This window comes from Mucilaginibacter gossypiicola (assembly GCF_900110105.1).
GTDB classification, from domain to species: domain Bacteria; phylum Bacteroidota; class Bacteroidia; order Sphingobacteriales; family Sphingobacteriaceae; genus Mucilaginibacter; species Mucilaginibacter gossypiicola.
This window is the reverse complement of the sequence record NZ_FOCL01000003.1, coordinates 348,841-364,657: the sequence shown is the minus strand read 5'-3', so window position 1 is coordinate 364,657 and position 15,817 is coordinate 348,841. Positions and strand designations below refer to the sequence as shown.

Sequence of the window (15,817 nt, the reverse complement as noted above, 5' to 3'; positions counted from 1 at the left end):
AGACCTCATTACCTTTTTAACCTTTCAGATAATACAGAGCACCTTTGCTCACGCATTTTTTAATGCCGAAAGATCGCACTGCAGATCTTTATCCCAATTTCCGGTTTTAGCGGCAGCATCGTAAGTAGATTGTAAAAACTGGAGCAGGGTATGTTCGGGTTCAGATGATCCGGAAATAACCTCATAAGTCAATAAAAATTCCCCCATTTCTGCACTATAAAATGCTTCGGGAGGCGATACCTGTTGTTGACTAAATTCTTCAGGAGTTGGATAGCAGTAGGCATAAAAAACCGGATGAGGAAAAGCATCTGAGCCAGGCCAGAAACCGCATGAACTTACTTCATGCGAATAGGCTTCCTGCATTATTACAGCAGGCATATTAGGAACGCTGCCCTGATGTTTTGGTGCAGTCCTGCCCGAAAAGCGGGTAACAGCAAGATCAAATCCGCCCCAAAAGAAATGAACAGGACTGTTTTTACCCTGAAATCCTGCCCTGAATTCGGTGAAGACGTTGTGGATCCTGACCAGTGCCTGCCAGTAATCATGCATGGCGGATGAGTTATACTTACAGGGTGTGTCGTTTTCGGCAAAAGGAATGGCCGGCTCAACTTCGTTAGGCACAGCATATATTTCTACATCTGCATTAACCGAACGGAGATTATCCATGAGCAAACTGTAAAAAGCGGCCACGCTACCCGTACCAAGCCCGAACGACCGCTTTTCGCCGGTACTGGCAGAGATATTCAATGTATGACTGATAAAGTCAAGGTCGATCTGAAAAATGCCGCCTTCAAACGGCATGCTCCCTGTGGTAAGGCCGGTGGGGCTTACATACAATGTTACCTGCCATGAATGATTGATCCAGGGCATTTGCTGTAACCTTACTTTACCGATGATTTGAGTCCACATATGGACGCTTGCAAGAGTATCTTTAAGATCATGGTAGTCAAGCTTTGGCCAGCGCGTAATTAAGGGATTGCTCATAGCGGTAGAATTAAACGGATTAGCTTAGTTCTAAATTACTAATGTTTTTGCAGATATCATCTTGGCTTCCCGGTAAAAATGAGGTGCCATTTCGAATATGTTTTACCTAATAGAATACGCGTTCGCAGTTTTTGCCTCCTCTGTCACATTTTTATATCATTTACACCTGTTAACGGTTAGCTAATATGAGTGGGCTAAGTTGGCAGCCAAATTATTATGCAATAAAAAAGATCTATAAAATTACTTATGGCACTAAAAACTAACAGAAAAATCGGACTGTTAATTAAAACGGGTTTAATGGTTATTATGGCAGGCTGCTTCAGCACGGCATCATTGGGGCAGGCGGCACATGTAAATCCATGGGCTCCCAAACCGCTTGGCACGCTGCCGCCGCCGGCCAGCCTGAGTAATGGCGTTTGGCTTAAAGGCGAATTGCACATGCATTCAAGGCACAGTAAGGAATCATCAAATAATTCAATCAGTAAGATCATCGCTTTTTGTAAACTGGTGGGGATCGATTTCCTGGCCATTACAGATCATGATAATCATGTAGAAGGTGACGTAGCCCACAATACATGGATCGATCCTGAGTTTAAATCAGACTCGGTATTGCTGCTATATGCTGCAGAATGGACAACTACCCGTGGGCATGGCAACGCCTTCTCGGCTAAGCCTTATGATCATCAGCAATTATATGACGTGCGCGACCAGCGTGACACTGTAGTAGGACGCATAAAAAACAAACTGGGCATACATTTGTCGGCTAACCATCCAAGCGGCAAGGACCATTTTGGGTACTCGTATGATATGGTTAATTCTATCGAAGTATGGAATTCGGCCATCTGGCCCAAAAATGCTAACGCAATTATGATCTGGGACGATATGCTTTCATCAGGCCGCAAGCTAACAGGCAGGGGAGGGAGCGATGCACATCACGGCGTTCCTGTGGGAGATGAAAAACCGGGCCCAAACACCTATCAGGCTAAGGCCAACTATGCCGGAACACCTACTACATGGGTATTTGCAACAGATCGTACAAAGCAAGCTGTTATTGATGCGTTAACCAACGGCAGGGTATCTATAAGCTCAAACCCATATGCACCCCGTGTAGAGTTTTATGCGGATTTGAATGGCGATGGTAAGATGGATATGATGATGGGCGATAATGTAAAACCAACAGGTAAGCCGGTTAAATTTAAAGTTCAACTAACCGGAAGCAGCGTTCGTGATACTACCTACACCATTAATGTGGTGAAAAATGGAAATTCGTTTAGTACTCTTAAAATGGATGGGAAAACAGCCTCGGTTGAATTTACCGATACGCCGGCAATAGCCGGACGCACCTATTACCGGGTTACGGTAGAAGGGCCATCAACGCCTTATCCGCAGGTACCACAGTCGGCAGCATTGAGCGGGAATATGGTTGGATTGTCAAATCCGATATATTTTAATTTCGATCCTAATTTTTGACAATACCATATATAATAGGGAAAACCGTACACGAGCTTACCGTGTACGGTTCCTTGTTTTAACTATTAACTAAAAGAACGAAGCTGCAGTTAAAGTGTCGGTGTTTAATAAATAATTATTTAAACACCCTATTCAATACAGATTTGTTTAGTTATCGATAAGGCTTGGTATTTCACCATTAATTAACATATGATGTAACAGGATACAAAAAGAGCCGCATCGTGCAATGCAAAGCGGCTCTTTTCTATTTTAAATTAACGTGAGCCCGAATATTTCAAGGCAGCATCAACTTTTCGCTGGTGGTCTGCATCGGCACCCCATGAAAACTTGAGATGAAACGTTTTGGCATCGGGATCATAATAATTATCTGAGCCCGGATCATTTTTTACAGCCGGGTTACCCGTGGCCGAAACCGTAACCTTATTTGTTGCAGGGTCAACCACTAAATTTAAACCAGCTATACCACCTACGCTTGTTTTACCATCTGCCCAAAGCAGTGAAAAGCTATTAGCATACTTGCCAATGGTTGCGAGCGATATGGTAACGCCATCAGGGTATGTTCCACCTAAGACGTTATCGGTAGTAGGCGGAGGGTCAATATATCTTGTTATTGAGCCGCTTATTGTATATTTACCATCATATGCGTTTTTAATAGAGTAAATTGCATACAATGTGTCTTTACTTGCGTCATGTATCCCAACTCCATCAGAATTTGTAAGTTTATATGGCAACATGTAGGTTTTTGACAGATCCAATTTACTTCCATCTAATTTTATGGAGAATGTTTTCTGAAAATCCCCATTTGTAAATTTGAAAGTGTAATTATTTCCTGAAATTGCCAGATCGGGAGAGGTTACAATTGTGTAAAAAGACGATGGCAGCAAATCATATTCTGTACCGTTATTTTCATTGTAATTATCAACTGCGTCAGGAAGCAGAGATACTACGAAGTTGTTTGACTTCATTAAGTCGGCATTATCTTTTGCGTCTTTTTTTATGCTAAAAACGTCAATCGTTTTAATGTCTGTAAACGGATCAAAAAATGTAGTGTTTTCCATTCCGGTAGGAAAGCCAACTAAAGTTTTGCCATTATTAGCTGCTTGCCCGCTAACTTTATCAGCTGCGGTTTCTTTGCGGCAGCCCGAAAAAACAGTCACAGATGCGATACCAGCAAGAAGCAGATATTTAATAAATATATTCTTTTTCATGTTGTGTCAATTTTTAAGAATTAGTTTGTTCTTGTATCCCACCATACGTGCGAATCCTGGCTGTCGCCACCCGTTAATCTCGCAACTGCAGCATTCACGTTTGCACCGTTTGTATTGTATTCGCTGGTTGCATATACAAACCTGCGTACAATTTTCTTAGATGAGTTTGTAGCATCAGGGGCAGGAGTTAAAGCAGGCCAGCCTGTTTTTCTCCAGATATTCCAACCCATGTGGCCATCAGGATAGCTTGAGATCCATCTTTGGGTTGATATGTTTTTAACCTGTGTGCCTGTCAGTGAAGCATCTTTTGTATCGGTAACCGGGAACTGGTTTATATAGGCGGCTGAAGGTGTACCTACGCCCCATTGGTCAAATGAAGCGGTAATACCAGCTTTATAAGCCGTAGTTATACCGTCTGAAGTCCAGCCTAAGTTAGCAGCTTCAGCACGGGCCAGCCATACTTCAGCAGCGCTGATCAGCATTACGTATCCGGCTTCCAATCTGAAATCGCCGCGCAAAATACGGGCCCATTTAGGGTTGGCATCGGTAAAGGCTGTTACTGTTAAACGTGCTAAACCATAAGGTACGCCAATGTTTGATGTAGTAACATTGCCTGCAACTTCGCTTTCGCCACCAAAAGCAGCCTGGCGGGCATCATTGGTAGAAGCAGTAACATCGGTAAGTGTTTTTGACTCGGCAAAATCCTTACGACCGTTGTAAAGGTTCCACCATGCACTTTTATAGTTACCACCCGGATATTGAAGCAGGAAATTTTGATCGTTTGTAGTTATCACACCAGACGAAACAGCTTCGCTTGCGGCGGCCGAAGCAACAGATGAAGAAGCGGTTACATTTGACATTTGAACTGCAACAAGCAGCTTAAGCGAGTTGGCCATTCTTTTCCATGATGCAACGTCACCACCATAAATGATGTCGCCGCTTATTGGTGACGAATCAAACGAATTTATAGCGGTAGTTAGAGTGGTTAGTATGCCCTTATAAATGGTTTCCTGTGTATCATATTTAGGCAATATGTTTGATGAGCCTTTCAGTGCTTCGCTATACGGTACATCGCCCCATGAATCGGTTACTATCCAGAAAATATATTGCTGCAATATTTTGGCAACATTAACCATGTTTTTGTTGGGATTTTGGTTAATAACCAGCTGCAGGTTATTAAGGTTACCCGCGTAGTTGCCTGTAAATGAGTTTTGAGGCAGGTTGTACAGCGATGTTCCTGAATATTGCGTTTCTGTAAAATATTGAGCGTATTGACCACCGCTTATAGCTTCGGTACCTGTTGAACCATAGCCACCCAGGCTTGCTTCAACGTTTGATAACAAGGCCGAAGGGATAGGCGTTACTGTTGCTGCCGGATTGTTGTTCACATCGCCAAAATCCTTTAGCTTATTGCAACCCGCGCCTAAAAAGGTAAACGCGCCTGCTAATGTATATAGATATATCTTTTTCATTTTGTTGTTGATCTAATAATCCTTAATAGCTTAGAATGTTACTTTTAAGTTGAAACCGATACCTCTTGTACCCGGATATTGGGCAGTTTCACCTTCTGTAGCGCTGATCTCCGATGGGTCGAAATCTTTCGATTTAGCGTATATCAACAATAGGTTACGGCCGGTTAAATCAAGCCTTGCAGATTGGAAAACGTTACCTAAACCCCATTTTTTGATTGGCAGGTTGTAACCAATAGCAACCTCACGAAGTTTGATGAAAGTAAGGTCGTAAACATAAGGATCGTAAGTTTTGTTGTTTGTTAAACCCTGGTAGTATGATTTTGCGTCAACGTAGTAGGTAACCGGGTTGTTGTTAGCATCAACACCGGTAACTTTAACACCACCACCATCGGCAACAGGGTCACGTACCGACATGCCTTTGTCATTAAGTGCAGCGGTATTAGCCGTTAAGCCGCTATATTGGCCCCAGCGGTTTGATAATGAAACAAATTTACCACCAAACTGATAATCGATATTTGCGCTCAATACAAAGTCTTTAAACAAAGTGAATGAGTTTTGTAAACCACCTGTGTATTTAGGCAGGGCGCTTCCGAAATATACGTTAGGATCGTTGATGTAAGCACCAGATGAAGTTAGGATAGGGATACCTGCAGAGTTACGTTTGATACCGTTACCATAAATCTGGCCCCACCATTTGCCTTTTTGGTTAATCAGGTAAGGCATATCTGTACCCCATACACCTGCAACCTGCACGCGGTCAACACCGTATTTGTTACTGATCTCAACAACTGTATTGTCAAGTAACTGGGCAAAGTTTGTACTAACAGTCCAGCTAAAGTTTGGCAATTTGATAGGAGTACCGCTGGCGGTGATCTCTAAACCTCTTCTTTTAATTAAACCTACGTTGGTTAAGATAGATGAAACGCCGCTGGCAGCATTAACAGCTAAGCCCAGTGGAATATCTTTATCATCTGCCGCCCAGTAAGTAGCGCCAAAAGTTAAACGATCGTTAAAGAAACCTAAATCTAAACCAACCTCTTTTGAAGTTGTTGTAGTTCCATGCAATGCGGGGTCAACAAACTGGGTAGGGCCGCCTTGTAATAAAGCTCCATTCCATTTGTTTGCTGCGATACCATAAAGGGTATTGTTTCGGTATGCACCAAATGTTTCGGTTGTTGTACCTAATGCCAATGGTACCTGGCCCCATGAGCCCCTTACTTTACCGTAACTCAGCCAATCTTTATATTCGGGTAGTAACTCGCTGAATACGAATGAACCACCGAATGATTTTGATAATACCGAGTTGGCATTGTTTACTGTAGAAATGGTTGAGAACCAGTCGTTACGTAAAGTCGCATCTACGTATACAATTCTTTTGTAGTTGGCCGAAGCTTTTGCAAATACTGCACGGTACTGCTCCTGTGTTCTGCCGTTGCTGGCGCTGATCGGGTCAACAGAGTTTGCTAAAGTATACAAATCCGGAACACTTAAACCGTTATTGGTGGTTGCACTGTTGTCTTTGTAGCTCCAGTTATAAAAGTCACTACCGGCATTAACATTCAGATGAAAATCTTTGATTTGCTTATCATAGTTAAGCAAAGTTTCATAGTTTTCGCGGTTTGAGTACGAGTTTGAAGTAGCGTAAGTAGCCTTCTGACCTGTTTGAGTACCGCTGGCCTGAATTTCTGATGAAATTTTACCCTCGTTCCAGGTGTTGGTTTGGTTGCGGCGATAGGTAACCTTAAAGCTTAAATCATTGTTGATTTTGTATTGTAAGTAGATATTACCATACAAACGATCGCGGGTGTTAAGGTTTTGCCATTGTTTTTGCCATAAATATGGGTTGTACCAATAGTTACCTGCATAAAATGCACCCGGATTAGACGGGTCGTATGAATTAGGGTTTTGGTGGTTCCAGCTTACGTAAGTTCCGTCAGGGGATTTTAAATCCTGCAATTCTTTCATGATGCCCATGTCCAAATCACGGTGGAACCATGAGTTGAACGAGCCGCTTGACGCGCTTGCATAAGCATCACTGATCTGGCCGTGAAGTTGTGTGCCCGAGTAGTTAATGCTTGCACCTGCGGTAAGGTGTTTGTTAAGATCAAAGTTGGCGTTCAGGGTGAAGTTGTTTTTATTTAACCAGGTTTCGGGTACTATACCTGTAGTATGCTGGTTGTTGTACGACATCCTGATGTTGTAATCATCGGCAGCTTTAGTAAATGCCACACTGTTATTTAAAGCAACACCGGTACGGAAAAAGTCCTTGGCATTATCTGGCTGAGGGGTCCATTTGGCAGTTTTAAACGAGTATTTAGTACCTGCAGCCCATGCATACCATGGAATATACTCCTGGCCAACCATTTTAGGGCCCCAGCTGCTGTCGTCAGTATAATCCGGGTAATATTTGCCGTCTAAGGCTTTCCATCCTTCAGGATCGCCATCTTTCCAATGGTATTGGATAAAATCGGCAGAGGCTCCGCCACCATAAGTGTTTTGGTAGTTAGGCAGGATGTAAGCCTTATCGAAATTGGCGCCAAGGTTTAATTCAACACCAACACCTTTTGACTTTTTACCTTTTTTAGTGCTGATAACGATAGCACCATAAGCACCTTGCGAACCAAACTGTGCAGATGCAGCTGGGCCATTCAGGATACTGATGTTGTCGATGTCATCATTGCTCAAATCATCGGCGTTTGGCATTATTGTACCGTCAACAACATATAAAGGATTGTTGCCGCTACCAAAACCTGTAGCACCACGTAACCTGATGTTGGTGTTACGGCCCAGTGCTGCTGCCGATTGGCTGCGTACCTGCACACCGGCTACCTTACCTGCTAACGCATTATTAACATTAGGCTGACGGATAGTGTTCAGTGCGTCTGACTTTACCACCTGGGCAGCATACGAAGCCGACCGTGATGATTGTTTGGTGCCATAAGCGCCGGTAATTACCACTTCGGATAATTTGTTGGCACTGCTTGTTAGTTTAACATCCAGGGGAGCCGAAGTAATTTCAACTGTTGTGGAAGTAAAGCCAATAAAGCTAAAGCTTAATGATTTGGCAGATGAAGGAACAGATAAAGAGAATTTGCCATCTGCATTTGTTTGCGTACCTACGGTGGTACCTACAACTCTCACGGACACGCCTGGCAGCGGTAGTCCATCGTCTTTTGAAGTTACCCGGCCGGTAACCGTTTTGTTTTGTGCATGTACCACACTAATAAATAGCATGAACAAACACCAGCTTGCGAGTAGGAGTTTTTTCATTGTTAAAAAATCAGTTTTAGTTAATACCCAAAACTACAATTTTTGTAATAAAATGAAAAAAAAGTTGAAAAAAGTTTAATATTTCAAATGTATATTTAAATATTGATAAAAATTTTGATAAAACGTTGTTCCAATATCGATAAAATGACGATTTTTTTGGATTCTTCATATAAATTTCATGTAAATTTTATATGAAATTTATTTTTTATGGGCGCTGGAGGTAGGTTATAGGCGGAAAATGCGAAATATCACTGGTAATTACTCGATTATTAAAAATAATTGAGTGATAAGTACGAAAACTGGTGCTTTTTTAATGCATTTTTTGTTAAATACATGCTTAACAAAAGTTTGATTGTTTCGACTTTTAAAAATAATAATATTTTTTTGTAAAAAGAAAGTTACAGCAGGCCGAAATAGATAAAATTTTGGTAAAAGCTTTTATCATTCATATTTGCTTCAATAGGGTTTTTAATTAATTACTTGTTTATCAGGTGTTTGTTGTTTTTTTCTGATGGCTAAATTTATTATTCCTGAAGGCGGTTGATTCCTTTGATTGAATATTCCAGCAAAATAATAATAGCGGGCTATGATTTTTTCTATTTTTTTTAATGGAAAAATAATTAACTATTTTCTTTCCTGATCCGGATTTTGACTTGTTTTGATCAAAAACGTTTGAAAATCTATTTGTCTCAGATACTTAGTCATCTGTGTATATTGAAATACATGTACCAAAGGACTCAACTATTTATCCTGATACTTGTTAAAATGTTGCCTGAAATATAGATGGTAGGGGCAAGTACATTTATCCCGCATTGGAAACAGCAGCAGATTTCAGATTGGGTATTTTTTTCTGGGTTTAAATGAACCGCTGCCCCGGTTTTGATGAGTGCTGAAGCTTGATTGTTTAAAATTGAAGGTTTGGCGAGCTTATCTGTCAATAGAGCGGCAAACACTTCGGTTTGCGATTCGTTTTTATCAATGATAAATCCGTCGGGCACCTTTGCAACAGTATGAGGAACATAATTGCACTGTGTTAACTGGGGCCTTTTTAAATAAGGACGTTTGTATTGAGGCCTTGACAAAACTATACCGTCGTTATAAGATTTGTTTTGCAGTAATGCGATTATACAAATCAGCATTATTAAAAAAGTACTAATAAAGAATTGCATCACTTTTTGGGTTAACAGGTTTCGGGTACATTGGTTGTAGCAATAAATCAGCTGTAAGCGTATGCCCGTATAATTGGTTTTCCTGCTGATTTGCTATGAACAATTTTATGCACCGGTATTAATGTGTACAATACAAAGCAGTTGGTATTTTTTGAAATAAAGATAAAGTATAGCTTTATAGTGAATTTATAAGTTAAAAACACCGTGGAAAAACTATCAGTAATAATAGCAGATGATCACACTTTATTTATAAACGGATTGTACATGTTATTGCAGGGCGAACCGGATATTGAGGTTATAAGTGTTGCCGCTAATGGTAAAGAATTGCTGCATTTGCTGCATACCCATACGCCAAACCTGGTACTGCTCGATATTAATATGCCTGGTATTAACGGGTTTGAAGTGCTTAAGCGAATAAAGGATTACTACCCTAAAATTAAAGTAATCATGCTTTCTACATACAATGAGGAGCATTTGATTGAAAAAGCGAAAACTGAAGGTGCCGATGGTTACTTATTTAAAAATGCGGAAAAGGCGGAGTTATTGCAGGTGATGCGCTCTGTAGGGCAGGGGCAACGTTGTTTTCCAGGTAAGCAGGCTGCTGTTAATGCTATGCCTAATGAGCCGGATCCTTTTTTAAAGCAATTTCAGCTTACAAAAAGGGAAACTGAACTTTTGCAATTTATAAAGCAAAATTTTACTAACCAGCAGATGGCCGAGCATCTTCACCTGAGTATTTACACCGTCGAAACGCATCGTAAAAATATTATGCAAAAACTTAACCTGAAAAACCCGGTTGAGCTTACCCGGTTTATCATGCAGTATAATTTATAAGGGCTTATTGGCAAGCGGGATATAAATTGAAACAAGGGTGCCCTTGTTAAGTTGCGAATCAAATTCCACCTTGCCTTTTAGGAAATTTATCCGCGACCGGAGATTGTTTAAACCCATTCCCTTAAAAAGGTCGGGATTAGTTGTGTCGAAGCCCCTGCCATTGTCTTCAATTGTCAGACTGATGCTTTCCTCGCTTCTTATGAGCGAAATATCAACCCTATTGGCATTGGCATGCTTCATTACGTTATTTACGCTCTCCTGTAGCACCCGGTACAAAATAATCTCGACGGTATCATCAAACGGCGAATCAAATCCCCTGCTAAAAAAGTTTATGGTGATATTATCGTTCTTTATATTTTCAATAAATTGGTTGATCACTTGTGCTAACCCTGTTTTATGAAGGGCCCAGGGCATCATGTTGTGCGATATTGTTCTTACTTCTTTAAAACCGTAATCAACAAGATTGATTACTTTTTCAAAACGGATTTTTTGACCTTCATTTACAAAAGGCAATTCGCCGCCTATAACTGCGAGGTTAATTTTGGCTGCCGATATTATTTGGCTAACACTGTCGTGTAAATCCTGGGCAATCCTCCGTCTTTCGCTTTCTTCGGCTGCAATTATAGCCTGCATGGCTGCGTTTCGTTGTTTTAACTTGTTTTGCTTGTCATAAAAAAAGCCGCCAAATAACATCATTAAAATAAAGATGCAGATGCCCGCCATCCAGTAGTTACGTTTGGTTATCTCAAACTGTTGTTGCAGTACCTGGTCTTCACGCTGCTTTATTTCGTATTTTGCCTGTAGCTCATCAATCGTATTGCTACCTGAGGTTTTAATGGAGGCATGCTTTTTTAAATAAATCAATGATTGTTTATAATCGCCCATCTGTTCATACAAATCGGCTATTTCATTTGTAGCGCTTCTTTGCATGTCTGCATAATTTATTTGGGTGGCAAACTGGAGGCTGTTTTTTAAAGCATCGAGAGATTGCGTGTAAAGCCGTTTGTTTTTATACAATACACCGAGGTTGAAGTAATTAATTGAGAGTGCAAGGGTATCATTTAACGACTTTTTGATATCGATGGTTTTTAGAATTTCCTCTTCCGACTGGCTTTGTTTGATACTGCCCATAACATCCCCCATAAACTGATGGCTGTAGGTTTCTGAAGTATTTTCGCTTGTTTGCCGGGCAAGGTTTAAAGAGTCTTTTATATCAAAGGCCTGCCTGAAATAGCTTAACGCCTGCTGGTAATTATTTTGGGCCTCATAAAACGTTCCGGCCTGGTTTAAGGCTTTTGTCAATGAGGCGCGTTCGCCGGTTTGGGGGGCATATAAAATGGCTATGTTGTTAAACGCAATGGCTTTATCGTAGTTTTTTAATTTAAAATACCCTTGCGCTAATCTGCGGTAATCATCTGTTAAAATATACTGCTCATTTGTTTTAATGAGTATACCCGCGGCAATATTGTAATAATATGCCGCGGAATCGTATTGATTGGTTTGATCGTAAGATTTCCCCAAAGTTTGGGACAACAGTGTAATTGCTTTATTGCGCTTTAACTTATGGGCGAGGGTCAAACCCTCTTTCGCAATGACAATGATTTGAGCCGGGTTTTGTTCAACAGGGTAGATGGCTACCCGGGTGGCGGCTATTAAACGGCTTTGCGCCGGTGAATTACTGAAGACAACCTTTTTTAAACTATCGGTATTTTGACCGTAACACGGAATTACAGTCCAAATAAGCAGAAGGAAAAAAAAGTATTTCATACCCGGGTTTTTGGTCCCGGTTAAAGATAGTAAATTGATATTTATCAGCAAAAGCCGTGATTTTTAAGATGGTTTCCTGTTAGATGCGTTTTACAAATCACGCAATGAGTATGATTAAAGCTGATAACACCGATAGCATCATAAATAAAATTTGACGTTGCCGGGCGCTGATGATGCTGGGTATACGTCCTGTTCCCTGCAGCTTGTTGAGTTTAAGTTTGTACATTATTGATAACGCCATAAAGGTTAGGGAAATAAAGCCTACAAGGTAATTTAAATTGGTTTCCATGATCTTTTTAATTTAGGTGAAGCACGATGATGTGATATGTTTCAAAACCATTTATGGCATTGGTTATATTTATTTCATCGTTGCGTTTGATAATACAATTTTATGGAGCTGCAGAAATGCACACAATACAAAGCAGTTGGTATTTTGCTGTACAATGATAAAGTGTAGTTTTACAGATAAATATTTAAGATGGGTATACTATTCAGGTGCGCTATTTTGGCACTATAGAGATAAGGTATATTGTGGTGGTCATACGCAGCAAATCGACAAAAAGGGTTAACTTTATTAACGATTTGTGTGCATGAAATGAGAACTATAGACAATAGACAGAGGGTGTTTTACTCATCGTATGTTAATAAAGATTAAATAACAAAATATTATTCATCAATAAAAAACTGACGGGTTGTTTTAAAAACAATCGCTTTCTGCAGAAAGATAACAAAATGGAAATGTTATACATCGTCCAAAAAAAGAAGAAAAACCGGCGACGGAATAAATTAATACCTGGCCTTGTGTGGCTGTTAGTTGTTTGGGGTTGTACACAGCAGCAGGCTATTGCCCAAAGTAGGGGTAATCAGTCGGATTGGAATGTGCCGCCTCCTTTAACACCTGGCACAATTAGTAAAGGTAATACACCCCGCGGCAATGGTTCGGGGGCTAAGCCTGTTGTGCTTACGCTTACCGATATCCCGGTAGTTTCGCAGCCGTTTGTTACAGCAACAGAAGCTCCTGTGCTGGCTGCCATTGGTACAACACCACCAGTTGTTGATGCGCCCGACCAGCCTAATATTAATGCTGGAGTAAGCGGGCTACCCGAAATTCCATCACCTGAAGCACCTGAAACACCTCGTTTGCCTAAACAAACAATTCAGGACCTTCAGTTTTCATCTGTTGTTGACCTTCCTTTACCAGAATCTCCGGAGTTGCCTCCTTCGCCTGTTGAACCAACCGTATCGGGACAGGTGAATATGATAAAAGGCCCAATCCCGGTAATGCCCGATATAACAGGTACTGTACTGCTTTTACAGCCATCGGAAAGTTTAACGCCGTGGTCTATCCCGGAAATGCCCGAAAGCGAGAGTTTTAAAATGATATCGCCGCCCGGAGCTAAGGATGAAAAGCTGAAAGGCAAACACCATTCAAACAGGAAAAAACAGTAGCGGCTACATAATGTCAAATTATTAAAGGCATTATTACAAGAACACCAAAATGAAAAGTACCCCAATAGAGTTAAAATATATATTAGTTTTATTATTAGCCTTTGCAAGTGGCGTTAGCTATGCGCAGGTTAAGTTTAAACAGGGAGATGAGTTTCTAAGGCAGATAGTTACAAAGTCAAATTGTGTTTTACAGCGCGGCAGCCAAACTTTGCATGTAGGTTCGGTTTCTACAGTTGTTAAAAGCTACAAAGTAACCGATGCTTCTGATAAGGGCGCCTCTTTTATCGTTACTACAGATAAGCTTATTGATACTATAAATGCTATGAACCAGAACCTGGTTTATCATTCGGGTAAACCGGCCGATCCGAACTCTGTTATACAGGTTGGATTGCAAAAGATGCTCAATAATCAATCGGTAGTTTCAATAAATAGCAAAGGCGAGGTGTTAAGTTTGAAACGCCCAGTTGTTATTAATGATACCCTGCTGTCTTTTGCAGGTATCCAGCCCGAGCGTTTGTCGCCCGGTACCACGCTGCAGTTTATGGTTGACTTTCCGGTTAGCCTTACACTTAAAAAAGGTTATACCTGGAAAATTGCTACTTCATCAGCCGAAACCAATTATACAGTTTATGCTATAAACGGTCCAACTACTGTTGTTACCTATAAAACAACAGTTTTAGGCAGTAGTTTAAATAGCCGTATCAACGGATCGATACTTATAGATAACAACACTGGTGTTATTTTAAAACGATATTCACAAAGTGTTTCAACCGGTTATGAAATGGTAAACGGAATAGTTTACACGGCAACCCGCCGTACTGCTGTTACCGAGATATGCAATAAAAAATAGCGGATTTACTTAAAGTCATTGGATGTAAATAACCCGGTAGAAAATTTTTTATCAATTACGTGATTTACTCAGTTATTGCCCGTTCGGAAGTTCAGGGTTTTAAACTATTGGTGTCGCTTTTCCAAATAAGCGCACATTCTAAGAAGCTGTTTTAATTTAATAAATTCTATTTAGAGGCGCGTAAGATTTCATTTCCGTTGGTTTTAACCAACGGAATAATGAGGCTGCAAAAAAAGGGCTTCAGCCCAATCCACTTGCACAATTGGGCTAAAGCCAGGAGGTCTTATCTTTTTACCGTTGGTTAAAACCAACGGCAATGAATCTTCAATCGTTTTAAACAGCTTTCTTTGCACTTGCCTTATTTTTTCAGGAGTTTATACGCATTATATCAATCAGGTATTTCTACGCTTGAATCGCGCTCCCGCTGCTGCTAATTTTACATTGAAAATGATACCCGGGAATTTCATTTTTTGGCAATTGAACCTAATGTAGTTTACAGTTTATCAAAAAAACTGATCAATACAACTTGTGCGGCAGGCTACGTCTGTATGCATATGCTTAGGGTTTAATGGCTTAAAAAGGTGGAATTCAGCTACCACTTAAAAAAACGGGTCTACCTGCAAAGGCAATATTGCAGGGGCGAAACCGAAAAGCCAAACGAGTAGGAAAACATACATCTAAAATCATGGCAACAATTAATGTTTTAATCGCAGTAGATGCAGCAAAATTAGCTTCACAAGTAGCAGACGGTAGCCTTTCAGCAGGCACAGCAGGATCACCAACAAACTTGGGATCTTATGGTACATCAGATGTTTACGTAGCAATGATTGCTCCTAACAGCTACGTTAGCAACAGTACCCAGGGAGATTCAGAATTACAGATCAGCGCCAACGGCGGTGACACTGTTGAATGGGCAATTACCTCATTCGATAATAATTTTGATCAAACCCCATATTTGTATGGCGGGTCATTTAACCCTTCGACAGCTATTAACCTGCCACTGTCTTATGCTTGTGGTCAGGCTTACTCTTACCTTGCTTTGGGCAATCCGCCGGTAAATACACCAACGCAATTTATTAACCAGGTGAGCACCGTTTCAGGAACAATTATACAGCTTAAGGTTAAAATTCAATATACCTTATCGTTTGTGCTGGTTAACAACTCAAACGGTCAGATCATTGGATACTTTAGCTGGGATCCATTTATTAACGTTAACTAATTAATGGTTATCGTATAAATCAATCAGCTATAAACTTTCAATAAAAAAGGCCGCTGCAAATTTTGCAGCGGCCTTTTGTTATGTCAATCATTCCGGACTTTGATGGATATTTTACTTCAAGCTAA

Annotated in this window: 11 protein-coding genes; 5 read left to right on the top strand and 6 right to left on the bottom strand. The window is 40.6% G+C overall.

The annotated features are described in order from the left end of the window. Nucleotides 1-48: 48 nt before the first annotated feature. Entirely contained in the window at nt 49-984 is a 936-nt protein-coding gene (locus BMX50_RS11245; protein ID WP_091210618.1) for a DUF5996 family protein, read from the bottom strand. 246 nt (nt 985-1,230) lie between these two features. On the opposite strand from BMX50_RS11245, the gene BMX50_RS11240 reads away from it, so the two are divergent. Next, complete coding sequence (locus BMX50_RS11240; RefSeq protein WP_167667873.1) at nt 1,231-2,454, top strand: CehA/McbA family metallohydrolase; 1,224 nt, start codon at nt 1,231-1,233, stop codon at nt 2,452-2,454. Between the two features lie 254 nt (nt 2,455-2,708). On the opposite strand, the gene BMX50_RS11235 is transcribed toward BMX50_RS11240, so the two are convergent. The 3 genes from BMX50_RS11235 to BMX50_RS11225 are packed head-to-tail and all read right to left on the bottom strand — an operon-like array spanning nt 2,709 to nt 8,404. After that, a complete protein-coding gene (locus BMX50_RS11235; protein ID WP_091210617.1) occupies nt 2,709-3,662 on the bottom strand; it encodes a DUF1735 domain-containing protein in 954 nt (317 codons plus the stop codon). A gap of 20 nt (nt 3,663-3,682) precedes the next feature. Beyond that, complete coding sequence (locus BMX50_RS11230) at nt 3,683-5,134, bottom strand: SusD/RagB family nutrient-binding outer membrane lipoprotein (protein WP_091210616.1); 1,452 nt, start codon at nt 5,132-5,134, stop codon at nt 3,683-3,685. Nucleotides 5,135-5,164: 30 nt separating this feature from the next. Beyond that, nucleotides 5,165-8,404, bottom strand: coding sequence for a SusC/RagA family TonB-linked outer membrane protein (locus BMX50_RS11225; RefSeq protein ID WP_091210615.1), 3,240 nt, complete (start codon nt 8,402-8,404; stop codon nt 5,165-5,167). 1,373 nt (nt 8,405-9,777) lie between these two features. Here BMX50_RS11225 and BMX50_RS11215 point away from each other — a divergent pair. After that, nucleotides 9,778-10,407, top strand: coding sequence for a response regulator transcription factor (locus BMX50_RS11215; RefSeq protein ID WP_143065145.1), 630 nt, complete (start codon nt 9,778-9,780; stop codon nt 10,405-10,407). On the opposite strand, the gene BMX50_RS11210 is transcribed toward BMX50_RS11215, so the two are convergent. Further along, a complete protein-coding gene (locus tag BMX50_RS11210) occupies nt 10,402-12,174 on the bottom strand; it encodes a tetratricopeptide repeat-containing sensor histidine kinase (RefSeq protein ID WP_091210612.1) in 1,773 nt (590 codons plus the stop codon). The two genes, BMX50_RS11215 and BMX50_RS11210, sit on opposite strands and share 6 nt — an antisense overlap. 97 nt (nt 12,175-12,271) lie before the next feature. Continuing rightward, entirely contained in the window at nt 12,272-12,463 is a 192-nt protein-coding gene (locus BMX50_RS11205) for a hypothetical protein (protein ID WP_091210611.1), read from the bottom strand. A 443-nt stretch (nt 12,464-12,906) separates the two neighbouring features. Between BMX50_RS11205 and BMX50_RS11200 the strand changes: the two genes are divergently transcribed. From BMX50_RS11200 to BMX50_RS11190, 3 genes are all read left to right on the top strand, one after another. Further along, nucleotides 12,907-13,623 carry a hypothetical protein gene (locus BMX50_RS11200; RefSeq protein ID WP_091210610.1) on the top strand — a complete coding sequence of 239 codons (717 nt, stop codon included), beginning with the start codon at nt 12,907-12,909 and terminating at the stop codon, nt 13,621-13,623. A 49-nt stretch (nt 13,624-13,672) separates the two neighbouring features. Then, nucleotides 13,673-14,473, top strand: a complete 801-nt coding sequence (locus BMX50_RS11195) for a hypothetical protein (protein ID WP_091210609.1) — start codon at nt 13,673-13,675, stop codon at nt 14,471-14,473. Nucleotides 14,474-15,158: 685 nt separating this feature from the next. Further along, nucleotides 15,159-15,692, top strand: a complete 534-nt coding sequence (locus BMX50_RS11190) for an AidA/PixA family protein (protein WP_091210608.1) — start codon at nt 15,159-15,161, stop codon at nt 15,690-15,692. Nucleotides 15,693-15,817 lie beyond the last annotated feature (125 nt).